This is a genomic window from Sphaerospermopsis reniformis, assembly GCF_005402885.1.
Taxonomy (GTDB): domain Bacteria; phylum Cyanobacteriota; class Cyanobacteriia; order Cyanobacteriales; family Nostocaceae; genus Sphaerospermopsis; species Sphaerospermopsis kisseleviana.
Genome location: NZ_BJCE01000053.1, coordinates 1 through 26549, shown reverse-complemented (window position 1 = coordinate 26549; position 26549 = coordinate 1). Strand labels below are relative to the sequence as shown.

Genomic DNA, 26549 nt, shown 5'->3' with positions numbered 1-26549 from the left:
AGACATCGTGCTCATGCTTCTTGTTTCAGTTGAGGGCACATTAGCATTTTCTTTGCTGCTATGGTTAGAGAACATATTATTTGGGGTTTTATAAACGGAGATTTTTACTTGTGGTTTGGTAATTGGTACTTGGTGCTTTGTGCTTGGTGACTGGTGACTGGTGATAGGTGATTGGTGACTGGTGATAGGTGATTGGTGATTGGTGACTGGTGACTGGTGACTGGTGACTGGTGACTGGTGACTGGGTAATCAATTTTATGTTTCCCTATCAACTATCAACTGTCAACTATCAACTATCACCAATTCCTGAGATAATGATGAAAAAATTACCATGAACAAAACTGATGCTGAGACTGATTACAGATTTTGATGGTCCAATCATGGACGTTTCCGAAAGGTACTATCAAGTTTATCAACTTTGTCTGGAAAAAACCAAATATCCTGATCAACAAGTAAGAGAACTTTCTAAAGCGGAATTTTGGCAACTCAAGCGATCGCACATTCCTGAAAAAGAAGTTGCTTTAAAATCGGGTTTAAATGCAGAACAAGCGGAGGAATTTGCAAAAATTCGTAAGCAAACTGTACACACCCAACCCTATTTTCAATATGATGTTCTCGTTCCTGGTGCGTTAGATGCTTTAACCAAAGTGCAACAAGCAGGAGTTGATTTAGTTGTCATGACTATGCGCCGAGTGCGAGAATTAGATTATGCTTTTGATAAGTATAATTTAGGGCAATTCTTCCCAGAAAATAGACGTTATTGTTTAAGTAACGATTATGTAAAAACCCGTGATATTGAAGATAAACCACTGTTAATGGCCAAAGCTATTAAAGAACTTCCTCCCGTTGCTGAAACTTGGATGGTGGGAGACACAGAAGCGGATATCACAGCAGCTAAAAAACACGGTGTGAAGATGATAGGTGTAGAAAGTGGAATCCGCGATCGCACTCAATTACAATCTTATCAACCTGATTTAATTGTTGCCAATTTACAAGCTGCTGTAGATTTTATTTTCTCAGAAATGAAGCTTGGAAATTAGTTTTTAATTAGTTTTTAATTAGTTTTTAATTAGTTTGTAATTCACAAAGCGATAGCTACCCAAAAGGTGGCGATCGCAATCAATTTAAGACTCAATTTAAGACTCAATTTAAGACTCAACTTACAACTCAATTTTAAGGTAGGAAATCTGCATTTATAACGTCCAATAAAGAGAAAGGTGAATCTTCAGGAAATAGTTCTGAAGGTAGTTCATATTTCCTCAAAGTATCATTTCTCGCATCTTGATAACATTCTAAAAATACATCATTTAATATAGATTTCAAACTAGGACTATCTGCCAAACTATAAGCTATTTGTCTTCTTTGTTCCACAACAGTATTACGCCAACCTCTAGCATTATAATCTTTTTCTTCTGTCCAATATTGCAGTTTTAATAAATGTTCTATTAGGACTATTAGGCGAGTTTTTAATTCTTTCTTTTCTCTCCTTCCCATACTATCAATTTCTTCAATCAAATTCTCAATATCTAATTGTTCTAGCTTTCCTTCACTTAACAATTTGACTGTAGTTTGTATCCACAAGTAAAAATCTTGATCATATAATTTTTTCGTGGTCTCAGTCAGCATATAAATTTCTCCTGACTTTATCTGATATTAATTACATTATACAATAAATTCTTAAATAAACATAAGTAAATTTTCAATAATTTATCGCTCTCTCACATCTTCCAAATCAGGCATAGGAAAGAGCAAAATTATCTAAGTCAAAAATTTATTCAAAAATTTATTCAAAAATTTATTCAAAAATCTATTCAAAAATCCCAGATAATGAATAAATCAATCAATTAAATTTTTATAGACTTCCAGAAATAACCCAATTTTAAAGCATTACTGCGCCAGATAATAGCAATTAAATTAGCCAACAAACAAGTAATTGCTAAACCTAGTAAAATAAAAGTTGGTAACATCACCACACCAATCATAAACCAAGTATAGACGTGGAATATCATCACCAAAGCAAACATACTTGCAAAACCAGCAGCTTGCCATATTTGCAATTTAGGACGGTTTAAGAATGTGAGGATAATTGTTAACAAAGTAGCCAAAATATTTGCAGGTACGAGAAATGCACATATACCAGCACAGTTGGCACGGGAAAATTCAGCTAAAGTGTGGAAATCGAGCATTAATTTGAACTTCTGATGATAGGGTGTGATGATAGGGTTAGCTTATGTTGAAAATTTTGATTACCAGTTAAATTACCAGTTAAATTACCAGTGAAACATTTATTTATTAATTTAGTGGTCTTAATTTACCTTAGCGCAATAGTGAGTAATCATCTGAATTATTTTACATAATTTAAAGAATTAACCAAAAAACAACCTAGTCATAGATACTTATAAAGTAGGGACAATTCATGAATTGTCCCTACCATAATTTTCACCTGATGTCTATTAAATTAAACATTCTGACTCCTTTACGGGCAACCACAGGGGGTTTGCCCCTACTGACTCCTGAATATTTAACCCATCAAAATTACAGTATCTAAAACGTGAATGATACCATTATCAGCCTCAATATCTGCTGCTAAAACCGTGGCATTTTTCACCTCAAAACCATCTTCACAATTAATTTTAATCGGTGAACCTTCCACAGAAGTCACAGTACCCAGTTTAGCTAAATCAGCCTGAGTCAACTTTCCTGGGACAACATGATAAGTTAAAATTCTGGTTAACTGGGGAATATTCTGTACTAAAGTAGTAATTGTACCAGGTGGTAACTTAGCAAAAGCATCATCATTAGGTGCAAAAACAGTAAAAGGACCAGGACTTTTTAAAGTTTCCACCAACCCCGTAGCCTGTAAAGCAACTACCAAAGTTTTAAAACTGTCAGCACTAACTGCAATATCAACAATATCAGCCATTCATGTCACCTCATATCTGTTGAAGGTTATACAAAATAGTAAATCATGTTTAAGTTTTATTACGTTAAAATCCTGGTAAAATAACAACTTATGATTTTTGTAAGATTCCTTTATAGATAAAATGGGTAATTTAAGTTACGCAATTGTAGGAACAGGTGCATTAGGCGGTTTTTACGGTGCTAAACTCCAAAAAGCTGGTAATGAAGTCCATTTTTTAGTTAATAGCGACTATCAACAAGTCATAAAACATGGATTAACTATTGAATCTAAAGACGGTGACTTTCGTTTACCCCAAGTGCAAGTTTACAATCAAGTCGAGAAAATGCCTAGCTGCGATGTGGTAGTTGTGTCAATAAAAACCACTCAAAACCATATATTAACACAGATATTACCACCATTAGTTAAAGATGATAGCATAGTTTTAGTATTACAAAATGGTTTAGGCATAGAAACAGAAATTGCCCAAATTGTCAGCAACGTTAATATTATAGGCGGTTTATGTTTTCTGTGTTCTAACAAAATTGCCCCAGGACATATACATCATTTAGACTATGGAAAAATTACCTTGGGTGAATATGCGACTAATTATAATGCTGTAGGAATTACAGAGAGAATGAAAGCAATTTTTCAAGACTTTGAAAATGCTGGAATTGAAATAGAATTAACAGAAGATTTATTATTAGGACGTTGGAAAAAATTGATGTGGAATATTCCCTATAATGGGTTATCCGTCATTTTGGATGCCACAACAGATGAAATAATGGCGGATATGTACACTCGGACATTAGTTGAACAATTGATGAAGGAAGTACAATTAGGGGCAAAAAGTACAGGGCGGATAATTCCTGACAGTTTTATTCAAACAATGTTAGATTATACTGTGAAAATGAAACCCTACCGCACCAGCATGAAAATTGATTTTGATGAAAATCGTCCTTTGGAAGTAGAAGCAATAGTTGGCAACCCATTAAGAATAGCAGCAGAACATGATGTGAGTTTACCGTTGATTCGTTGTTTATATCAACAATTGAAATTTTTGGATAATAGAAATAGAGGTGACAGGTGACAGGTGACAGGTGACAGGTGACAGGTGACAGGTGACAGGTGACAGTAAGAAGGAAATATCTCGTTATCTCGTTTATCTCGTTCCCAGTTTCTAACTGGGAATGTGATCAAAGAGGCTCTGTCTCTGTTATAACTTAGTTTCTCTCCTAAAAATAATAACTTATTCAAAATAATCTCCACCAGAACCAAACTTCCAAGCATCTAGCCAACGATGATAATAATATTGTTGATCTGAAGGCAGATTTTTAATTATTGGTTCTAAGATAGAACTGAGGGAAAATAAAAGAGTAAATATAAATAAATTCCCATAATGTAATATCCAATCAAATAAACTTAATAAACCAACTTGAGGAATAATCTTAGCAACCAAAACAGGATGAGATAAACCAGTTTTTAACAAAGTTCTGGTTAAAGCAGAAAACTGAACCACATCTTGTAAAAAAGGCTTTAAAACCGGATTTCCTAATGTTTCCATTTCCGCAAACACAGATGATAGAAGTTGGTTAATTTGCTGGGGAGGAATTTGTTGATTTATACCTACACTCATGGCTTTTTGAAATAACCAAGTTACACTCAAACTCGGTTGATATGGTTGCAAAAGTTTTAAAGATTGGGATGATAATTGATTGGTTGTTAATGCTTCCTCAATACCCAAAGTTAACCTTTGTAAATGACGAATCATAGCACCAAAACCGCCAAAACTCAAAGGTGATTGATTTCCGCTACTATCACCCACGGGTAAAATACGATCCCAAAGAGTTTGTAAAGGACTTTCGCGGTAACTGGGAAAGAAACCAAACAACGCCCGTTTAAAATTTAATTGACTAATTTCCACACCTTGATACTCTGGTAAAAGGCGAAAATATTCCTCAAATAAATCTTCTAAACTCAAGCGTTGGGGTGCTGCATCCATATAGGTAAATAAATAAGTTGTTCTTCCATCCTTAGCGGGAAAAGCTTCCCAAAAATATTGACATTGATTTTGTAAAGGAGTGAAAGATAACAACAAATCTCCTGATTCATTTTTCGGAAAATCTTCTGCACAACTTCCCACCACTAAACAAAGTGCATCTGGTTTTTTTCCTTGACGTGCTTGTTTACTAATAGGTGAAAGATGTCCCATTGCATCAAGTAATAATCTGGCTTTAAATTGGTTATTGACTATTACCCCATCGGGATGAACCACCACTTTATTAAAAGGAGTATTTTCAAATAACATTCCTCCCACCGATAGAAACCGATTTTTTAAAGTTGCGAGAAGATAAACAGGGTCAACACCAATATTTAAAACATCTTCTACCCAAACTTCTGTACCACCTGAAAAACTCACTCGTGCGGGATTATATTCAGTGACAATAGTTGTTTCTAACTCTGTTTCTGTTAATAATTCTAATTCTCTAAATACTGATAATTCTTTGCGAGAAATATTCCATTCCTGTTCTCTTCCTTGTAAAATTCCTCTTTCTAATAATGCTACCCGCACACCGCGCACAGCTAAAGCACAACCTATTAAAATTCCTAATGTTCCACCGCAGATTATTACATCCCAGTCTACAGAATTTAAAGGTGCGGAGTTTTGTTTAACTACTTCTGTGAATGTTTGGTTATCGCTTCGCAAAGATGTTAAAATTTGGTCGGTGCGCCGTAAACCATTTAATACATTTCCGGGAAGTTGAGAAATAATTTCTTCTGTTAAAGTCATGATCATTAATTTTGTTTGATTTAGGATTTTCAGGATTTCAGGATTTTCAGGATGTTATTGAAAATAATATTATATATCTATTTTTTGGATAAATGAACCACGAAGAAGCGAAGGACACGAAGGGAAGATGTTTTGAGAGAGATTTTTTGTGTTTGCAGAAAACTGACAATCTCTTTTTCTTCTTTGCGTCTTTGCTTCTTAGCGTGAAATAAAATTACTTCATGAATCCTTTACGGGGGAAGCCTTAGGGTAATCAATTATCAATTTTTTCCCAAGGCTATTTTCCTGTAAGGGCGAAGCATTCGGACGATAAATTATCAATTTTTATCACAGGCTATTTTCCGAATGCTTCGCCCCTACTTCGCCCCTACTGACTCCTGAATTATTACTAATTATTTATCCTTTTCCAATTCAATTCCCTGGTATTTTTATCCCAATGCCAGCGTATTAAATTAGCAGGTTGCTTGGGCGTAAGTGTGGGTAAATTGATGGCTTTTCTGGGTGCATCTGTAGCTAAGAAAATGGCTGTTTCTACATCACAAATGCCCCATTTGACTAAGTTCTGTACTCCCTTGAATAAAGGAAAGGTTGTACCTGATAATGTCCCATCTGCTAATCTGGCTGTGCCGTTTTTAACGGTAATTTTGCGGTCATCCCAAGGATATTCCCCATCTGGTAATCCTAACGGTGCTAGGGCATCACTGACAAGAAATAATCCTTTACTCGCACGTAACAAAATTTCTAACATGATGGGGACTACGTGCTGTCCATCAGCTATAAAACTACTCATCACGTCGGGATTGTTCATTGCTGCACCTAATAATCCCGGTTCGCGGTGATGTAATGGTGGCATGGCATTGAACGCATGAGTTACCATTGTTGCACCGGCTTTAAATGCTTGTTGTGCTTGTGCTGCTGTGGCTTGGGAATGTCCTAAACTAACGGTGATACCCAAGGAACGCAAATAGGGGATCACTTCCCCTGTGGGATCTAATTCTGGTGCTAAGGTGATAACTTTGACAATTGAGGCATAATCACCTAATACCCGTTTGACTTCGTTCATTGTCAGGGGTAATAAATATTCTGCTGGATGTGCGCCTCGTTTACCGTAGTTTAAAAATGGTCCTTCGAGATGAACTCCCAGGATTTTTGCACCGGATTTTTGGCTATAGTTGGAAATGAGGGTGAGCGATCGCTGTATATTTTCTACAGAAGTTGTTACCAGTGTTGGTAAATATCCATCAACTCCTGCATCCCACAAATATTGTGATATTTCTTCTAACCGATGGATGTTTTTTCGCGTCAACTCAGGAAAAGCTAAACCTAGTCCCCCATTTATTTGTAGATCAACTCCACCTAATGATATCCAATCTCCGGCAACATCCACAATCTGTAAATTTTCCGGTGTCTCTCGTTGACACACTTTCCCCATTGGTAAAATCTCTTCAATTTTACCCTTTTTATTCACCCAAATCATCTGTAAACCTTGATAACCGGGTACTTTTGCATTGATAATATCAACGTTGGAAAGAATCGGGTTGAGTGTTGCGGTAGTCATTACCCTGCCAAGATAAACCTAAACTTGATTGTAGATGGAAATATCCACAATTCACCCAAAATCCAAAATCCAAAATCTAAAATCCAAAATCTAAAATCTAAAATCTAAAATTCTATGAGTCTTGAAGTTGGTATTATTATGGGCAGTGATTCGGACTTGCCTACTATGAAGGATGCGATCGCTGTTTGTGAGGAATTTGGCATTGAATCCGAAGTAGCTATTGTATCTGCCCATCGTACCCCAGAACGCATGGTAGAATATGCCCAAACCGCCCACCAACGCGGTATTAAGGTGATTATCGCTGGTGCTGGTGGTGCTGCCCATCTGCCTGGTATGGTAGCATCTTTAACCCCCCTTCCTGTAATTGGTGTTCCCGTCGCAACTCGTAATTTACAAGGTGTCGATTCTTTATATTCTATTGTGCAGATGCCAGCAGGTATTCCTGTCGCTACGGTGGCTATTGGCAATGCTAAAAATGCCGGACTCTTAGCAGTGCAAATACTCGCTACGCATCAACCAGAATTGTTAGCAAAAGTCCAAGCATATCGTCAAAGTTTATGTGATATGGTAATGGATAAACAAAGTAAATTAGCAGAATTGGGTTATCAGCAGTATTTAGAACAGAGGTTTTAAAAAAGAAAAGTTTTATAGCAGGAGTCAGGAGTAAAATCCTAGTCAAGAATATGTAATAGACATCTCCGAAAATTAAATATGCGTAACCTGAAACCCATTCATAGGGACAATTCATGAATTGTCCCTACATCTTGTTTAATCACTATTAAATAACTTATCTTTTGCTCTGTAATCAGTATTTTTGCGTAATTATTACTTTGGGACTAAATTGTATACTTGATTAAATTTGAATTTACATCTCAGGAAATTTACTTAAATAAACAGACATCAACAGACATTAATTTAAGATTAATTTAAGATTAATTTAAGATTTTACCGCCCAATTGTGGTAATAACGCATAAATTACTAGATTGAGACTTTGTATAACATACAAGTATAGTAAGTTACTAATAAACCATATTATTAATTTAGCGATCGCCTTCCCAATAGATAAACACTAGCCAAAAATGTAACTTCGTACATAGATCGACTTCTTTGGAAGTGGGGTATCTGGAATACATAATTTTTACATATAAAAAATTAATAAATTATTAAGAATTTATATAAATAAATATATTTTACCTTGAGGGTACAGTGCTAATAAGAGAAAATGCTTGTATTACAAAGGATCTATCGACATTACCTTATCCTGTGCAGAAGCATCATTTATATCAAAACCTTAAAAACTGTAATTGAATATACAGAAACCTTAACAAGGTTAACATTATTAAATACAAAATCAATCAAACTTATTTGCTTGTGGTTTTATTTGCTGGTGGTTTCACCAACTTCTTCGGAGTTAATTTAATTAATTCCTGGTTATTCTCGTTCTCAATAATTAACTATTGAATTAATTGAGTTGTTCCAGATTCAAAACTGCATATTGAGGAGTGAACATCCTTCATAAGAAATAGGGAATTGTTAATAAAAACAAACTCCCAAATCGTTTTTGCATAGGGGTTAGTATCTCTTATGCTATTCAAAAAAATATGTTTTAGCGGAGAACAAAAGCATCTAAAAAATAGAACATCAAAACCACGATTTTTCACATTTATTAGCGAAATCTTGTGCAATTACCCTAATTAATTTAACTTAAATTATTTGGGTAAGCCAAAGAAAATCATTCAATAATGGGCAATTATCAATTGTCAATTATCAATTATCAATTGGTCAAGCTTTTCTAGTAATAAAAACCGCAATGAATCAACGAATTCGTCCCTTACACCGCCTACTAGCACTAGCTATAGGTTCAATGGTCTTTGCAATTTTCGCTCCTACAATTGTCCAAGCTGCGGATCCGCCAACATTGGAATCTTTAGCGGACACAACCACAAAATTGCAAATTTCCATTGATACCACCTGGGTAATGCTGACAGGCTTTATAGTCTTCTTCATGCAAACCGGTTTCGCAATGTTAGAAGCAGGTTTATTGCGACAAAGAGGAGTAGTTAACGCCTTAGTAGAAAACTTTATTGATCCATGTATTACCATCCTCGTTTGGTGGGGTGTTGGTTTTGGGATCGCTTTCGGTACAAGTGCGGGCGGTTTTATCGGCACAGATACCTTTTTCCTGAGTCAGTTACCCGGTGCTGATGGTAGTTACCCAATGGGCGCACCTGGTTCTACTGCTGCACTTAATACCTATACCTTATTCTTCTTCCAATTTGCCTTTGCTGCTACCGCCAGTACCATCACCACCGGTTCAATGGCGGGAAGAGCTAACTTTGTTGGTGACTTAATTTACAGCGCCATCATGGGTGCATTTAGTTACCCCATAATTGTCCATTGGGTATGGAACTCAGAAGGTTGGTTAGCCAAAATGGGTTTCCATGATTTTGCTGGTAGTGCTGTAGTTCACACTGTGGGTGGTTGGACAGCTATAGTGGGTGCATATTTAATTGGTCCGCGTCCTGGTCGTCCTGCTTGGGGAACACTCCCACCAGCACACAACTTAGGTTTAGCAACCTTGGGCGGAATGATTTTATGGTTTGGTTGGTTCGGGTTTAACCCCGGTTCAACTTTGGGAACTGGAAATACTGGTTTAATTGGTTTGGTAACTATCAATACAGCCTTAGCTTCCGGTGCAGGTGCTTTAACAGCAATATTTTTCCAATATACCCGTTCTCAAAAATGGGATTTAACCTATTGTCTCAACGGTGCTTTAGCTGGTTTGGTGGGCATCACTGCTGGTTGTGCTTTTGTTTTACCTTGGGCAGCAGTATTAATTGGAATCACTGGTGGTATTTTAATCGTTGTTGGTATTGATTTAATTGAAGCAATGCACATTGATGATCCAGTCAGTGCCTTTGCAGTTCATGGGATCAATGGCATGATGGGTACTATCGCTGTGGGCTTTTTAGGTCAAAAAGAATTGACCATGAATGGAAAAGCAGGGTTGCTTTTAGGCGGTGGTTTTGATTTATTGGGTGTGCAAATTTTGGGTATACTGGCGATCGCTGTATTCACTTTTGCTTTTGCCTTTGTGATGTTTAGTGGACTCAAAGCCATTGATAAATTGCGTGTTCATCCCAAAGGTGATGAAATCGGGATTGATGCTTACTAACACGGTGCAACTGTTTGGCCTGATGTTTACACAGTTGAAGAGTTTGTTGAAGAACAACAAAATCATTCTAAAAATCCTCCTATTGGCACATTTGAGGGTTAATAAATTTGATCTTGATTTAGTCATCATTTGATAAATAATTAGGGTTTGCTGAATAAACCTAAAACCTTGATATATCAAAGGTTAGAGGCTGATAAACACAGAAATTAGTGCAAGGGTTTTGAAGGGTATACCGGAAAAAGTGTGCATTTTTGGGGATTTCAAGAGATGGCAAAGAAATTTTCCAATCTCCTCCTGACTCCTGACTCCTGACTCCTATGCCCTCACAGAAAGACTTTCTCAGCAACCCCTAAATAATTCGTTGGGTTGCGATATCGCTTAACCCAACCTACGGTCATTTATAACATTTGCGGAATAAAACTAGCTTTTTTCGCTGCACTATCCCACACTATCCAGTTAATTTTATCATCCAAATCAACTGCATTATCTGTCACCTTAAAATACAGCTTTCCTTGTCCTTTGACTTCCACAGCAAAATCATAATTTTGAGCATAGGTGACAATAAAACCCTTATTTTGTAAACAATATTTTGCCCAATTTTTTAAAGATTGTTTATAGGGTTCATGGGGTATGGGTGGGTTAGTAATTACGTCATTGATAACTTTTAAAACTTTTTCCATGTTTCTATTTAATGAGGATCACAACGAATTTCTATCATAAACCCATCGGGGTCATAAAAATACACCCCTCTACCTGTAGGACGGGTAAGGGGTCCATAAGCTATGACTAAATTATTTTCTCGGATTACCGATACAGCTTGATCAAAGCATTGGGGATCAATATCAAATGCTAAATGATATGCTCTAGTAAAAGATTTACTGGGATCGGGGTCTGGTGGTAATAATTCTGGTTCTCCAAATAAGTCTAATATTGTTCCATCGGGGGTGATAAAATTAGCAACTTTTCCTTCAGCAACGAGTTGTTTTAATGTTTCGGGAATTTCTTCGCCTGTGAGTTCGTGTAATCCTAAAATATGTCCATAAAAATGGCGTGATGCTTGCATATCGGCAACGTTTAAAGCAATATGATGGATTTTGCGTAGGTAGCCGGTGGGAATGGTTTTTTGTTCATTCATGGGTTTTTAATTTAGAGGTTGTTTGGAAAGTTTTTTATTGTCATCAATGACACTGATTGATCCCCCCAACCCCCCTTAAATAGAGCTGATCAAAGTTTTAAATTGCTTCTAATTTCAATATTATCTGGTTCTATTAACAGCGCACACCGATAATATTTTTCAGCCTGATCAGTTAATTCTTGTTCTTCTAACAGTGTACCTAATGCTTGATAAGTTGCAGCCGAAGAACGATTAATAGCCAGGGCTTGCAAATAAGCTGGAATAGCATTTTCTACATCATCTAATTTTTGATAAGCTAAACCTAAATAATAGTAAGCCTGAGCATCATCAGGATGATTTTCCAGATACTGTTGATAATAATTAATAGCGTCAGCAGGTTCTAAATCAACAGGAAAAGCAGAATTAATAGGAGAATTTTGGCTGTTAGCTGCTGTAGATTCTTGTTGAATATAAATTTGCCACATTTGGCGATAAGCTACTTCTAAACTGCCGGCTATGTTTTTCACATCCAACAGAGGAGAAGAAGAAAGTCTTTCCCGCATCGTTGAACGTAAAGATTGCAGATAATCTGGATTTTGGGCTAATTCTACTGCCTTCTGCACATACTCTACACCACTATGGGTAATGAAATCATCTAAACCAATACCATGCAAAATACTGGCACTCATTCTTTCCATTTTCCGAGTACCTGCTAAAGTCACCGTCGGTACTCCCATCCATAAAGCTTCACAAGTTGTAGTACATCCTGTATAGGGTATACTATCCAAATGTAAATCAACTTGATTATAAAGATTTAGGTGGTCTTCATCAGTAGCATATCCACCATATAAAAAGATACGTTTCGGATCTATACCCTGTTCTACAAAAGGAGTTTGAATTTTTTCCGCCACCAAAGGACTAAATACATCAGAACTGTGGCATTTTAACACCAAGCGAGAGTTAGGAACTGCTTTGAGAATTTCAATCCACAAAGCAAAAGTTTCTGGTGTGAGTTTACGTAAATTATTAAAAGATGCAAAAGTGAAAACACCCGTTTTTCCATAAGGAAGTTCAGTCATTTCAGGTGCATCTTTCAGAGGTTCATAACTAACATAACAACGAGGTAAACGCCAGATAGTTTCGCTGGTTTTTTCCTGGGTATCATGGGGATGGAGAACTTGATCAGTAATCCAATAGTCAATGCTTGATAAACCAGTGGTAGCAAAATAACCTAAATAAGTTGCTTGAATCGGTGCAGGTTTCATCCCCAAAACCATCATCCGATTGTTTGCTGTATGTCCAGCCAAATCAATTAAAATATCTATGCGATCTGTTTGAATTAACTCCGCTACCTGCAAATCAGAAAGACCAACTGTAGAACGCCAAGCATCACAAATATCTATAATTTCATCGGTGATTGCATCAGGATAATTCACTTCTCCATAGCAGAAAACCTCAAACTGGGTACGATCATGGTGTTGGAGAATAGGTTTAATAAATGCACTGACTGAATGTCTACGGAAATCAGGGGAAATATAACCAATGCGTAAACGACGGTTGGGAGTTTTATCATTTCTATGGTTTGTCAGATTTGGCAACCATTGATTAACTACTTGTTGCTGATACCACAATTGAGCAGAATCTAATATTTGTTGGGGTGTAAAACTGGTGAGGGAACTTAAATTAAACAGAAAACAAGAATGCAGTTTAGGATTATTGGGATTAATTTTTAATGCTTCATTTAATAGATTAATGCACTCTGACAATTTTCCTTGTTCACCAGCAATAAATCCTAAAATTTCATAAGTTTCGGCATGATCAGGATCTATTTCCAGGATCTTTTGGAAACATTCTTGAGCTAAATCAATTTGTCCGGTTTTATAATAAACATAACCTAAATTTTTGAGTGCATCAATGTAATTAGGATCAGTTTTTAAAGCTTGGCGATAAGCTGATATAGATTCTGAATAGTGTTTTTGATTTTGTAAAACACAACCAATATTATAATGACCCAAAACACAATCTGGATCTAAATCTATTACAGATTGAAAACATTGTTTAGCTTGTTCCAATTTGCCTTCACTCACCAATATTGCACCAGTGTCGTTAATTTCTTCTGTCAGTTGAGGTAACAGTTCTAACTCTTTCTCAGTTAGAAGATTTTGAATAAAATCCGCACCTTCTCCTTTGTGCCAAAGTAAAGCTAAATTGAATTTAGCACCTTGATGTTCCGGTTCTAGTTGCAAGACTTGGGAAAATTTATCTATCCCTTGGCTAAAATCCTTTTGACGTTTAAAAATCAATCCTAAACGATAGTGAGCTTTAGTATAATGGGGATTAATGGTAATAGCATGAGTATAATTATCAATAGCTTTTTCCCACTCATCCTGTTCTTCATAAATAAAGCCCAAATTATAGTGAGATTTTGCTAACTGAGGTTGAATACTCAGAGCGCGTAAATACCATTTTTCCGATGCTTGTAAGTCATTTTTGATTAAGACTGTTCCTAGCAAATGACAAACTTCCGCCGCTTCCTGCAAACACTCCCTTGCAGTTAATGTGGTAACAAGATGTTTATCAATAGATTCATAAAACTGTTCCCGCAGTTCGGTCTTCAAATTGCGAATTTGACTGACAATTTTATCAATTTGTATGATTAAAGATTCTAATTGAATTGATTGTAAATGTTGTTCTAATCTTTGAGATAAACTAGACTCTGTTTCATAATCAAATTTCAGTAATAATGGACTGAGTAAGGTTTCAATTAGTAAGCATTGTTGAGAATCAAGAATTTTTTGCCATTCCTCTGCATTCTGTTTCTCTATAGGATGCTGTTTTAATAATTGTGCAATCTCAATTTCCGTTAAGTCAATTTCTAAACCTGTTGCTAAACGGGCAATTTCTAAATGTGGTTGTGTAATTAAGTTTTCCTGAGAAATTAATAAAGTTTTATTGACATCATTACAGTATTTTTCTAGGCATTGTTGCCAAAGATGAAGGAAATGAGATTCAAAAGTTTCTTTCTTTTTAGGAGTATGAATAGCAGCAGCTAGAATTTGACGAGGGTCTTGATATAGATAAATATTCTTAGCTTGACCTTGATTGATTTTTGCTACTGCTGAATCAGAAAGAATTTGATATTGGATCAGTGTTGTTCGTGTTGGTTCTCCTATGATTTTAAAATAAGCGTCAATTTCCGCCGCAGTATTACAAGCAGTCCCTTGAATATTTATTTTACCAGTCTGAGTGAGCAGGGCTTGACAAAGGTTGTAAGATAGACTTCTCAAATCATTACTAATTCCACCGCAAAAAATCATCATAGATACAAAACCAGTCCTGTAGTTTGCAAACAATCAGTTAAAAACAATCAGTTAAAAACAATCAGTTAAAAACAATCAGTTAAAAACAATCAGTTAAAAAACAATCAGTTAAAATTGTTGATTGTCTAAATTATCAAGTTGGTAAGATGTCAAGTTTTCCAGTTGCACTTGTTCCAGTGCTTGTTGGTCTTCGTTGTTCAAAACAATTCTAGCACTCAGTTGAGGTAACAGAGATTCCCACTGCATAGGCGATAATTTACCGACTAGGGAAATTTCTAATCCTGCTGTTTCTTCCTCATCTTGGTTACACAAATTATCCATGAAAGCTTGTGTAAATTGGCTAGGAAAATTGCTGGCGTTGATGAGTAAGGTAATATTGTCACTATCAGGATGTTCTTCTAAAGCGGTAATGACGTTGATCAAGTCTTGATAAATAGATTGTTCTGATTGTGTGGGTTCTGGGAAGATGATTAAATTAATATCTCTCAGACGTAGGTTTTGTTTAAGGCTTTCTGTTAAGAGAATAGATAGTTGATAATTTAAACTTTCAACTTCACATGATTGCAATTGATTTATTGGCAATTGTTCTAGTGTTTGTTGATCTTCCTGTGTTAAAACAATTCTAGCACTCAGTTGAGGTAACAGAGATTCCCACTGCATAGGCGATAATTTACCGACTAGGGAAATTTCTAATCCTGCTGTTTCTTCCTCATCTTGCGTACACAAATTATCCATGAATGCTTGTGTAAATTGGCTAGGAAAATTACTGGCGTTGATGAGTAAGGTAATATTGTCACTATGAGGATGATCTTCTAAAGCGGTAATGACGTTTACTAAGTCTTGATAAATAGACTGTTCTGGTTGTGTGGGATCGGGGAAGATGATTAAGTTAATATCTCTAAGTTTTAATGACAAGAGAGTTGCATTTATCAATGCTGAACTTACTTTGTCTGCCATTTTTGTCCAGGAAAACTTTTGCGCCTGGGCTAAACCTGCTGTAATTAATGATGCGCGTAAATTATGATTCTGCACGGAAATTAAAGCATTTGCCATTGCATCCACATCATTCTCCTTGACATATATGGCAGCTTCTCCCGCTACTTCTGGCATTGAACTATTATGACAAGTAATCACAGGACAACCACAAGCCATTGCTTCTACTATGGGCATTCCAAAACCTTCATATTTAGAAGGATAAACTAGAGCTACTGCACCAGAGTAAGCTATTGCTAATTCTTCATCACTGAGTCGTAATTGATGTACAGCACTGCCAGAGGTATAATCTCTCAATTCTGGTGGAAACACTCCACCAAAACCAGTAAAAATAATATCAAATTCGTAGCTGTTGGGGAGTTTTGAGAAAGCTTTTAAGAATAAAATCTGATTCTTATAATCAGCTAAATTACCTGCTAATAAAAAGTATGGTTTATTGATGCCATATCTATGTTTAAATGTATTGATTTGTAGTGGGTTGGCTGGTGAAAAGGTATTGCTAACTCCACAATGGGCAACGGTAATAGATTCTACAGCTATATTTGGAAAATATCTAGATAAATCACGGGCTGTATTTTGAGAAATGGCTATATATGCAGATGCGTGTTTTATAGCGTGATGTTTTTCCCGCCACATTGGTTCATTTAAGTTAGCTCCTAATACTTCTGGTATCATGTCATAAGCCATGAATACAGATGGTTTTGTAATTGGCGTGGTGTAGTATGAAGAAATAAATAGTTCTGCTCCTTCTTCATTACAGATTTGCTGGAGCATCTGTTTATCTGTTTCTGTGTTTCTATAGTCGTATTGGGGAATAGTGCGATATCTAATCCCTGCTATTTTGGGTGCAGTTGCATCACGGTCAAGAATAATAATATGTTGAGCAAATTCATTGTTAGCCCATTCTTGTAACAAAGATTTCCAAACACGAGCTATACCTGTTTGGTAGTATTGAAAGAATACTCCATCAACAATAATTATCGGAGATGGTTTGCTGATTTGCGTAATTTGTTGCTGGACTTCTTCTTGTTGTAAAAATCTCCAATTGTTATTGCTGTTGTTTCTTTGAGCAAGCGGGATTATTCCGCGTCTATGTGCAATATCTACTTGAGTTGTATCCTGAACCCAGGAAAAATAATCCCTTAATAAAATGGGAAATTTAGTGTTTGCTTGTAAAGCATTCCATTGAGAAACAGCATTTTTATAACCATAGTATTTTTCTTTAAAGTTCAATTGCTCTGGTGTTACATAAGCAAAATGCTGAAATACTAAACCATCTGCTTCTGTTTCTTGATGTAAAAAAGGGTTTGCAGTGGCAACATTTTTATATTGACCATCAGCTAAAGTTTTCACCAAAACGGGAGGTTCATGTGCAGCCCAAATATATCCAGGTTTAAAGCGCCAAGTTCTTAACCAGTCTTGTTGAGGATTTTGAGTATAACAATTACGAGTGCTAATAATTAGCTTTTCACCTACGAAATACCAACACCAATAGAAAGCAGCAGTTTTATCGGCATTACTAATGAACATTTCTCTAGCAGTACAAATCTGTTCTAAAGTCCATAGTTCATCTACATCGACTTGCCACAACAAACTTTCTTCTTTAATGTTTGCCAGTGGTGCATTAACCATTTCCCTCTTTCCATCCCAGAAAATACCTTCTGGTTTACGGTAAACCGTGATATTCTCTGGATAAAGTTGTACCAGTTCATCTATATATTCCGTAGTTCCGTCACAACTACGCCCATTTTTATGTATCTCATCAGTGATATGTCCACCCAGTTTTAGACTCCAACTGGTATCATGTTTTAAGTCGGCTACACCTTCAATAATATGCCAATGCCATTTAAATGGTAATTTTTTGAAAACTTCTATGTGGTAACGAATAAATGGTTGTCCATTGAGGACAATAGTAAAAAAGTGAATTGGTAATGTAGGAAAAGCAATATAATTTTCATAAAATGAACTGGAATCTTTGGCATTTTCTCCAATGCTTCCATTTGCAGTTATACGATGGCACTCATAACCATTCGCAATTAAAATATCAAATGTGGTCTTAGCTGTACGATTTAATCCCTCCAACATTTTTTGGGATATTTCAAATTGGATAAACCTAATTTTTTGGTTTCTTAATAATTCGCTTGCTCCCTGAAGTACGTCACTTTCTGCACCTTCTACATCTATTTTTAAATAATCAATTATGTCAATATTATTGTTGTGACAAAATGAATCTAGAGTGATCGCTTCTACCAGTTCAGTATTTACAATGGGAACATATGTTCCAGAACCACAAGGATCTAACATTTGTGGAGTACCAATACTATTCCACGCAGAAAACTCCTCTGGAAATTCGTTAAATTCTATTTGAGTATTATGTGAAAAAACAGCTTTGTTAACTAGACAAACATTATCGCATTTGAATTCCAATAATCGGTTTTTTAGTTTTTGATAAATACTTGATGTTGGCTCAAATGAATATATTTTTCCAGTACAACCGACCAATTTACTCAACAATATTGAATAATCACCAATATTAGCTCCAATATCAAAAACTACCATCCCTGGTTTAACTAGCTTACTAACTAGAGTCTGTTCAGCACTTTCATGAACAGAAAAATATTTGTCTATGCTCTCAATTTTTTTGAATATTGAGTAACCATTTCTCAGAGAATTATTTTGGGAAATTAGCTCATAATTTTTATCAGAGAGTAGTCTGTTGTGATTTTCATAATTTTTAAATGTTGTTATATCATCTAAAAAAATGTATTTTGCTCCATATATTTCCTCTAATTCAGCACCACCAGTAAATTCAGAGCCATCAATCAATACTATATCAAAATAATCAATATTGTTTTCGTTCTTGATTTTTCTAATACCATTTTCAGAAAAACCAGATTCTTTTACATATTCAATATCTTGATGCAGCCAATTAAGAACCCGATCTAATGGATAAAATTTGAGATTATTATTAGTTTTTTCATAAAAATTGATAACTTCTTGTTCATCCGGAAAGCTTTCTATAGGTACAGATGATATGTTGTAAAACCTAACAAAATCTTCGTTCTCATATCTTTTTTTTAGCTCATTAAATCTGGGTTCTGAAACTTCCATACAAAACAAGATTGGCCTGTTATGGTTTTGTCGCATTCCTGTAACAAATGCTTCTGTGCTTCCTGCTCCTGAAGATGACCCAATTTCTAAAACTGTTTTAATTTCCTCTTTTCTAGCAATTTCTTGAATAGCTGTATAAAATTCATCATTTTTGATTTCAGGAGGAATTAAATGATTTAGTTCAGAATTTTTGGTTTGGTTATTCATAGTGTTTACAATTGCTTTGTTAGTGGATTTTTATAAGTGTACGATTGCTTGTAACTTATGGTTTAGTTTGTTTCTGCTTCTTCACTTCAGCCAACACAGTTTTATAATCCTGCCGATCAGGATACAACTGAACCAGTCTCTCTATCAGTGCGATCGCTCTTTCATATTCTCCCAACTTTACCCGGATAATAGATAACTTTTCTAATGCTACTTGGTTATTCGGTTCTCGTTGTAAAACTAATTCATAACCCTGTGCCTGTTTTTGCAATTGCGTTGTCACTGACTCAGTAGCAGGTTGCTGAGGTTGCTGTTTCGTCGATGATAGTGATGATAATAACGTACTGATACCCCCAAAAGCAATAGAACCGAAAAATGAAACTATGGAAACTATTGTTAAAAAAGGATAGTCTATATAGACTATTATCAATTCCTCCACCAATATTAAAAATTTCTTATCGACACATACTAGAATTAGTAAATCTTGTCTTACAGATGCACATAATCAACTTATTTTATGTATTAGCAAACCAATGATCATCTAAAAATTTTTCAAGAGTAGCGATCGCTTCTTCTGGAAAAGTATTCAAGGGAAGTTGAGAATGCTGACTAGCTAATTCTCTTCCATCATTGTAACATAAGTCTAACTTCATTTCTAAGTGATTTTTTAAGCTAGGACTATCTGCTAATAATCTTTTGATTTGCTTGCGAAAATTAGTTATTTCTCTTTGCCAATGTCCTCTATTTATTTCATTTTCTTCTTGCCAATATTGTAAAATTAGTAAATGTTCAATCAATTTCATTAACAAACTTTCTATTTTTCGTTTATCCCTTTTACTCAAATCTAAAACTTCCTCAATTAAATTATCCCAATCTAAAGAATCTAAATCTCGATTTTCTAACTGTTTAACTGTCTCTAATACCCAAAGATTATAGTCGGCATCATATAAATTTTTAATTTTGTTTTTTAACTCTGCTCTCATATTTTTCTCCTTGATGGTTAATTACTAGGTGATCATGAGCATTTGTTTTAACTACATTTTAAATTATGATCTAACTTTTCTGTTAATTTATTTTTTAATTTTGTCATCAGTATCATCTTGACTTATTTAACCTTAGTTAAAGATTAACATAATTTTCTCTGTTTTGAACAAACTTTCGGATCTGGCTAGTCATAAAACTTAACTTTTCTGGCTCAAGTCCTGGATAAACTCTAACCCAAAAACTATTATTTAATAATAAACTTTTGAGAAACATTACCAATTACCTATTTAGGGTTTGCTGAATAAACCTAAAACCTTGATATATCAAAGGTTAGAGGCTGATAAACACAGAAATTAGTGCAAGGGTTTTGAAGGGTATACCGGAAAAAGTGTGCATTTTTGGGGATTTCAAGAGATGGCAAAGAAATTTTCAAATCTCCTCCTGACTCCTGACTCCTGACTCCTGACTCCTATGCCCTCACGGAAAGACTTTCTCAGCAACCCCTATTTAGCAGGTTGATTATTTTCCTGTGTTTTTTTTCTTCACTTCAGCCAACACCATTTTATAATCCTGCCGATCAGGATACAACTGAACCAGTCTCTCTATCAGTGCGATCGCTCTTTCATATTCTCCCAACTTTACCCGGATAATAGATAACTTTTCTAATGCTACTTGGTTATTTGGTTCTCGTTGTAAAACTGATTCATAACCCTGTGCCTGTTTTTGCAATTGCGTTGTCACTGACTCAGTAGCGGATTGCTGAGGTTGCTGTTTCGCCGATGATAGTGATGATAATAACGTACTGATACCCCCAAAAGCAATAGAACCGAAAAATAAAACTATGGAAACTATTGTTAAAATTCGTTTACGTTTCTCAATTTGTTTACTACGTTTGGCAAAGTATTCTTTTTCAGAAATGGTCATATATTTTAAGATATTTCAAGAATGGTGATTAACATTAAAATATTCTTAGCCTCACGCCCCGGTTATTTGCTAGTTGTGAAAATTAGTGAAACTGGGCTGATAAAACCTCCCTCATATCAAGAGAGAGGTATTTTCATAAATTGGTTAATTTCCCAACATTGTTAGTCTAGAGCAGATGAACCACCACTCTGCCATGATTTCACAATGCCGATAATGTCACCAAAACGACGATGAATAATGGCAGCATCAATGGCACGAGCGATCGCCCCTTGAATGGAATTATCTGTATAATTAACAGTTCCAGCATTCAAATTTCCCCTGGTAATTGTCACCTGACTGGAATCATGGCCTACAGCACCATAATGAATTGTTAATGTCAGTTGACCACTAGGACCAATAGAATTTGGCGGAAATACAACTTCTGATGCAAAACTGCTAGTTGTACCATTGGATAAAACGCTCGTCACTGCCGCAGAAACTCTAGATTGGGAATCAAAACCGATAAACTGAGCCTGAGCAGATTTATCTGCAATCAATGAGGTGACAACTGCTCCCCCCACCAATAAAAATTGAACAACAGATATTTTTAACGTTTGCGTAAAGTTGGTGTTCATGGTTGGGACACTCTAGTTGTTGACTATCCCAACCTTTCCCAACTTGTATTTTCCCATCTGGAGAAAAGATCGCAGACATTAACTCAAATTCAGCATAAAATCAGGTCATCCCCCGGTTGACCTACAGGGGATGAAGGATATAGTGCCGTAATTTTCCTGCATTATCTCCCATCAAGGTGGTTGATGATTCCTGCTCTCCCCTTTTAGTAGTAGGAATCGCCAACCTTCCTTAAATTAGTCTAATGCCGCAGAACCGCCACTTTGCCAAGATTTAACGATACCGATAACGTCGCCATAACGAGAAGCACTTCGGGCTGCATCAACAGCACGAGCAGTAGCAGCTTCAACTGTCTGTGCAGTAAAAGTTGCTGTCGCAGCATTAATACTAGCTGATGTAATCACTAACTGACTGGCATCAGTAGCGATAGTAGCGTAATTGACAGTAACTGTAGCCACACCAGTGGATGCAATACTATCTTGTGGAAATACGACTTCCGCAGCAAAGCTGTTAGTGACACCGTTAGTTAAAACACTGGTGACAGCAGTAGATACTCTAGACTGAGAATCTTGACCAATAAATTGAGCTTTAGCTGGTTCAGCAGCGATAAATGAACCGGTAACTGCGCCACCTGCTAACAGAGATGCAATAGCAGCAGCTTTCGATGTCTTATTAGATTTAGCCTTCATAATTTGTACACTCCTGGTTTTTTTTTACTCAAAAAATCTATGAATCTATCAACTACCAAAACTTTGCCTTATTCTTGATTTAAGAATTGCTTTTTTTTGGGACTTGTGAAATTCAGACACTTCTTCTAACAGGATAAAACCAAGACCTATTTAGTCATAGATTCTGATATACAGCACGTTGCATCTATGTGAAATACAATGCTTGATACTGTACGGAATTGACGTTAGATACTTGGGGGTATTGAGCAAGGATTTACATTTAACACAGTACACTGTTATTTTCACCTTTGTCAAGGTGAAAATACTGAAATTTGAACATTTTTTTGATGTAACTTCACTTAAAAAAAACTATAGCATTTCTTAATAATACCGATTAAAGGTATAATCTAATTCTCAGTTTTTTATCATACCAACTAAGGTTGTGATAGTTCAAATAGCTTGCAAAAGTAAGGTTTTGACGCTTTGAGTAAATAGTTTTAACGAGGATTTATTTAAGTAATTGTTCGTTCAATTGTGTACTTACGTAATATGATTTTTATACTTTATTGATTCCCGTGAAAAAAATCTGTATTTACATCACTATAATAATTGAACAACAAATTGGTATAATTAAAATCAACAACGGTTATTAGCTGTTGTTTTAAAAGTTTTGGATGATGATTTTAGAGACTTGCTGTGATATCCCCTAATTCCCCTTAATTATCTGTGAAAACAAGATATGGAAGACAAGGAGGTATTCTAGACAAGAAAGATTTTATACGAAAAATGTACTTCGGCTTCGCTCAATACAAGGTCTGTTGAACGTCAGTTTTTATTACTGATCGTACATTATTTTTACGGTTTTCCTTTCTGGTCCACTGTCCTTCTTTGTCCCCCAATTCTTGCCGTCACGACAATGTAAATACTTAGTAAAATACCAACCCTTGTGAGCCTTAATTAGGGGGAAAATAAAGTCAAAATCCCCCTTTTTCAGAGGAGGATCTGAAGATATTAGATACACCATGAGATACTGTTGAAACATCCTCTTTGGCGTAATTTGATTTAATTTGACTTCGCTTAGTACAAATTGCTCAGTATAGGCTTTAACAATCTCAGTAGGGCTTGATGAATAAGAACATGATGAATAAGGAGAAAAGCAAGATATATCAAGGGTTACAGGTTAATAAAGAAACAAATTAGTGCAAGGGTTTTGAAGAATAGATCAAAAAAACTGTGCATTTTGGGGCTGAGAAATCAAAAAATTGGCGGATCACAGATAACTGAAACTGTCACCAGTCACCAGTCACCAGTCACCAGTCACCAGTCCCCAGTCCCCAGTCACCAGTCACCAGTCACCAGTCACCAGTCACCAGTCACCAGTCCCCAGTCACCAGTCCCCAGTCACCAGTCCCCAGTCACCAGTCCCCAGTCTAACCTGCTATTTCCTGTTCTTCTCGCCATAATTGATATAACCGATTTGCAGGAATTGTTAAATACAAAATATCACCTGCACTTAAATTAGTTTCTAATAAATCCCAACCGTGTAAAGTTTGGTGATTTGTCTCTACATATAAAGGTACAAAATCCGCATATCTAGCTACATCTTTCACCCATTGACCACAAAAAGGATGATTAGGAGTAATCAAAGTTGCAAAAGCCACCCATAAATTATCACCTATAATTCCATTACCAATAATTCTCCCTCCCAACGCAGCAGCAGCAAAAGCCGGTGCAGCTAATTCTGCGGGACTTAATACAGCTTCAAAATCAAATACCTGTTTTGCCATCCCGGCAAAATCAGGATCAGCATAGTGAACAATTACCGGAATTCTTGATATTAAACTTTTGGCTTTGAGGGCAATTTCTAAATTAATAGCATCGTTATTAGTAACAGCTAAAACTGCGGACGCGGTATCTATATTACTGGTTTGTAAAGTTGTGCGAAAACTCGCATCTGCCAAAATGACAGGAATACCCATTCCCCTAGCAGTGTTGACATATCTATTATTAGCATCTGTTTCAATTACTACTACTTCATGTCCACTGGTATGAAGTTGTTGCACAATTTTAATTCCTATGCCACTTAAACCACAAACAATATAATGATGACGTTGGGGAATTCTGGCAGCATCCCAAAATTGTTTGAGACGAGTTCCTAAGACAAAATCCGTTAGCATAGCATACCAAATACCAAACACTATTGCTCCTGCCAACATCATGAAAATGGTAAATACTTTAATATTATTTGGTGCTTCTTCTACAACTTTATCATTACCACCAGCACCAGTAATCATGCCCACAGCAAAATATAAGGCATCAACAAAGGAAATATTTAATTTAGCATAAACATAGGTAAAAGTGGCGATCAAAATAATGACTACTAATGCTATAGCCATTGCTAAGACTGATTGGGCGTGTTTTTGAAAATGGCGAATACTGGTGAAAATTTTATTCAGTTTTCTTGCCCATGATTTGCGGGTGTGATTGATGCGGGGTTGAGTGCCAATAATGAGGCGATCGCCTACTTTTAAATGTTGTTCTGCTAACACCGCTGACACTAAATTCATCTTCCCAAAAACAGGTAAATAATAAATCAGCATCCGTGATTTATCTTCCCACAAATCACTTATTTTTTGACCACGCCAAGGATGATTTTCATCAATATATTCTTCTTGAATTGGCCAAGTTTGCTCAAATAATTTGATTTGTCCTATGGCTTTATTTCCTAAAGCTGCAAATGTAAATACTGGTGCAGCCAACCCCACAACACTCATACTTAAATGATCTATAAGAGTGTGATCTAAACGTTCACCTAAATTAGTATTATAAAAACGGTTGATAATGCGAATATTAGGATTTAATACCCGTGCTTGCATCATCACTGACAAATTTACTGCATCATCAGCAGTAGCAATCACTAAAGTATGTGCCTGGTCAATTCCTGCTGCTTGCAGGGTAGAAGCTGCACAAAATTCACCAATAATTACATCTCCCGTTGCTTCACCAGCTATGGGTCTGCGATGAATACCAACAACTAACGCACCCTGTTGTCTCAACAAACGAAAGATTTTATATCCAGTCCGTCCTAAGCCACAAACAATAATTCGAGGTTTCATGAAACAGCAGCATAATTGTAATAATTCAGGAGTCGTAGGGGCGAAGTAGGGGCGAAGTAGGGGCGAAGCATTCGGAAAATAACCTGTGATAAAAATTGATAATTTATCGCCCGAATGCTTCGCCCTTACCAAAAAATTGTGAGCAAAATTGATAATTTATCGCCCGAATGCTGATGCTTCCAGCACGCTTCGCGAACGCCCTTACAGCAGTCAGGAGTAAAATTTTTTGATGTAAATATTTTTCACTGGCTTGTTTACTTCATTTACCTGTAATACTCTGTATGAATCTCTATTTTTGCCTGATTTCTCTAAATAGAACTGTAACTGAACACACGATAGCGAGGAAATTAAACATTAAAAAACATTAAACATTAAACATTCCAGACACAAATGATTGAAATACTCCGTCTAGATAATTATAGGCCAGTAACAAAGCAGATGAAAAATATATTACAACCTAAAAAACTTGCTGTGATTGTTGCTTCTTTATTAGCAGCAGCAACAGTTTCTTATCCAATTTCAGCGCAAACCACACCCGGTCCAATAGCTGAACCTAATGTTAAACTCAATGTACAACGCACCAGCGGAACTTGTCCGCAAACAGTTGGTTTATGGTGGATAACTCTACCCTATGAAGGAGGTGCAGAACATACAGTAATTGCAGATACTAAAGCTTTTGCAGATTCAGTTAAATTAGTTGCTTCTAATAATAAGCAATTTGTAGAATTTGTTGCACCTTTACGCAGTAACTACGCTTCCTGTGTTGGACAAACTCGCAATCAAGAATATAAATTCTACACGGCACAATTTAAAAATAAAAAAGCCTATTTTCGGGTAGATTTGCGAAAAATTAACGCTCCTGCTCAGGAAATTACCTACAAAACTATTACGGCCTCTCGTCCTTATGTGCGGTGGGCGATCGCTGATTAGGTACAATATTCTTCCATCTCATCACTCATATACAGCAGTTCCCGACTACTCACATACTCAAATCAGTCGGGTTTCTCTGTAAATGAAGGGTTAAACCCCTCATACAAAACAATAAATCTTGCATGGTAAAATGATTTACAAATCAGTTA

21 protein-coding genes and 1 pseudogene are annotated in these 26549 nt (G+C 36.0%); 6 read left to right on the top strand and 16 right to left on the bottom strand.

What is annotated here, in order from left to right; genetic code table 11:
• Window positions 1-88: 88 nt before the first annotated feature.
• Entirely contained in the window at window positions 89-253 is a 165-nt protein-coding gene (locus FFR48_RS10050) for a hypothetical protein (protein ID WP_162501872.1), read from the bottom strand.
• A 91-nt stretch (window positions 254-344) separates the two neighbouring features.
• Between FFR48_RS10050 and FFR48_RS10045 the strand changes: the two genes are divergently transcribed.
• Complete coding sequence (locus FFR48_RS10045) at window positions 345-1040, top strand: HAD family hydrolase (RefSeq protein WP_137667271.1); 696 nt, start codon at window positions 345-347, stop codon at window positions 1038-1040.
• Window positions 1041-1173: 133 nt separating this feature from the next.
• Here the strand turns inward: FFR48_RS10045 and FFR48_RS10040 are convergent, their stop codons facing one another.
• From FFR48_RS10040 to FFR48_RS10030, 3 genes are all read right to left on the bottom strand, one after another.
• Window positions 1174-1626: a DUF29 domain-containing protein gene (locus FFR48_RS10040; protein WP_137667270.1), complete on the bottom strand. Its 453-nt coding sequence runs from the start codon at window positions 1624-1626 to the stop codon at window positions 1174-1176.
• A 218-nt stretch (window positions 1627-1844) separates the two neighbouring features.
• Window positions 1845-2186 (bottom strand): hypothetical protein, encoded by a 342-nt coding sequence (locus FFR48_RS10035; RefSeq protein ID WP_137667269.1) that lies wholly within the window; start codon window positions 2184-2186, stop codon window positions 1845-1847.
• Window positions 2187-2521: 335 nt separating this feature from the next.
• Window positions 2522-2923, bottom strand: a complete 402-nt coding sequence (locus FFR48_RS10030) for a fasciclin domain-containing protein (RefSeq protein ID WP_137667268.1) — start codon at window positions 2921-2923, stop codon at window positions 2522-2524.
• Window positions 2924-3044: 121 nt separating this feature from the next.
• On the opposite strand from FFR48_RS10030, the gene FFR48_RS10025 reads away from it, so the two are divergent.
• Complete coding sequence (locus tag FFR48_RS10025) at window positions 3045-3989, top strand: putative 2-dehydropantoate 2-reductase (protein ID WP_137667267.1); 945 nt, start codon at window positions 3045-3047, stop codon at window positions 3987-3989.
• A gap of 159 nt (window positions 3990-4148) precedes the next feature.
• Here FFR48_RS10025 and FFR48_RS10020 read toward each other — a convergent pair whose 3' ends face one another.
• Together FFR48_RS10020 and nagA are read right to left on the bottom strand one after the other, a co-directional pair.
• Window positions 4149-5690: an NAD(P)/FAD-dependent oxidoreductase gene (locus FFR48_RS10020; protein WP_137667266.1), complete on the bottom strand. Its 1542-nt coding sequence runs from the start codon at window positions 5688-5690 to the stop codon at window positions 4149-4151.
• A 388-nt stretch (window positions 5691-6078) separates the two neighbouring features.
• Window positions 6079-7248, bottom strand: a complete 1170-nt coding sequence (gene nagA / locus FFR48_RS10015) for an N-acetylglucosamine-6-phosphate deacetylase (RefSeq protein WP_096568465.1) — start codon at window positions 7246-7248, stop codon at window positions 6079-6081.
• 114 nt (window positions 7249-7362) lie between these two features.
• On the opposite strand from nagA, the gene purE reads away from it, so the two are divergent.
• Both purE and FFR48_RS10005 read left to right on the top strand, forming a co-directional pair.
• Entirely contained in the window at window positions 7363-7881 is a 519-nt protein-coding gene (purE, locus tag FFR48_RS10010; RefSeq protein WP_096568468.1) for a 5-(carboxyamino)imidazole ribonucleotide mutase, read from the top strand.
• Window positions 7882-9059: 1178 nt separating this feature from the next.
• Window positions 9060-10526 (top strand): annotated as a pseudogene (locus tag FFR48_RS10005) (ammonium transporter).
• Between the two features lie 296 nt (window positions 10527-10822).
• Here the strand turns inward: FFR48_RS10005 and FFR48_RS10000 are convergent.
• The 9 genes from FFR48_RS10000 to FFR48_RS09960 all read right to left on the bottom strand — a co-directional run bounded on the left by FFR48_RS10000 (window position 10823) and on the right by FFR48_RS09960 (window position 22375).
• Window positions 10823-11104 carry a hypothetical protein gene (locus FFR48_RS10000; RefSeq protein ID WP_096566966.1) on the bottom strand — a complete coding sequence of 94 codons (282 nt, stop codon included), beginning with the start codon at window positions 11102-11104 and terminating at the stop codon, window positions 10823-10825.
• A gap of 8 nt (window positions 11105-11112) precedes the next feature.
• A complete protein-coding gene (locus tag FFR48_RS09995) occupies window positions 11113-11559 on the bottom strand; it encodes a VOC family protein (RefSeq protein ID WP_137667265.1) in 447 nt (148 codons plus the stop codon).
• A gap of 89 nt (window positions 11560-11648) precedes the next feature.
• Entirely contained in the window at window positions 11649-14858 is a 3210-nt protein-coding gene (locus tag FFR48_RS09990; protein ID WP_137667264.1) for an O-linked N-acetylglucosamine transferase family protein, read from the bottom strand.
• A 108-nt stretch (window positions 14859-14966) separates the two neighbouring features.
• Window positions 14967-19169: an FkbM family methyltransferase gene (locus FFR48_RS09985; RefSeq protein ID WP_137667263.1), complete on the bottom strand. Its 4203-nt coding sequence runs from the start codon at window positions 19167-19169 to the stop codon at window positions 14967-14969.
• A 55-nt stretch (window positions 19170-19224) separates the two neighbouring features.
• Entirely contained in the window at window positions 19225-19596 is a 372-nt protein-coding gene (locus tag FFR48_RS09980) for a tetratricopeptide repeat protein (RefSeq protein ID WP_137667262.1), read from the bottom strand.
• An 85-nt stretch (window positions 19597-19681) separates the two neighbouring features.
• On the bottom strand, window positions 19682-20149 hold the full coding sequence (locus FFR48_RS09975; RefSeq protein WP_137667261.1) for a DUF29 domain-containing protein: 468 nt from the start codon (window positions 20147-20149) through the stop codon (window positions 19682-19684).
• A 520-nt stretch (window positions 20150-20669) separates the two neighbouring features.
• On the bottom strand, window positions 20670-21074 hold the full coding sequence (locus FFR48_RS09970; protein WP_137667260.1) for a tetratricopeptide repeat protein: 405 nt from the start codon (window positions 21072-21074) through the stop codon (window positions 20670-20672).
• A gap of 161 nt (window positions 21075-21235) precedes the next feature.
• A complete protein-coding gene (locus FFR48_RS09965; RefSeq protein WP_137667259.1) occupies window positions 21236-21688 on the bottom strand; it encodes a TEK-like protein in 453 nt (150 codons plus the stop codon).
• Window positions 21689-21922: 234 nt separating this feature from the next.
• Window positions 21923-22375, bottom strand: a complete 453-nt coding sequence (locus FFR48_RS09960) for a TEK-like protein (protein ID WP_137667258.1) — start codon at window positions 22373-22375, stop codon at window positions 21923-21925.
• A gap of 1189 nt (window positions 22376-23564) precedes the next feature.
• Between FFR48_RS09960 and FFR48_RS09955 the strand changes: the two genes are divergently transcribed.
• Entirely contained in the window at window positions 23565-23876 is a 312-nt protein-coding gene (locus tag FFR48_RS09955; protein WP_137667257.1) for a hypothetical protein, read from the top strand.
• Here FFR48_RS09955 and FFR48_RS09950 read toward each other — a convergent pair.
• Window positions 23785-25470 (bottom strand): potassium channel family protein, encoded by a 1686-nt coding sequence (locus FFR48_RS09950; protein WP_137667256.1) that lies wholly within the window; start codon window positions 25468-25470, stop codon window positions 23785-23787. The two genes, FFR48_RS09955 and FFR48_RS09950, sit on opposite strands and share 92 nt — an antisense overlap.
• Window positions 25471-25908: 438 nt before the next feature.
• On the opposite strand from FFR48_RS09950, the gene FFR48_RS09945 reads away from it, so the two are divergent.
• Window positions 25909-26400, top strand: coding sequence for a hypothetical protein (locus FFR48_RS09945; protein ID WP_096566543.1), 492 nt, complete (start codon window positions 25909-25911; stop codon window positions 26398-26400).
• The last annotated feature ends 149 nt before the right edge of the window (window positions 26401-26549 follow it).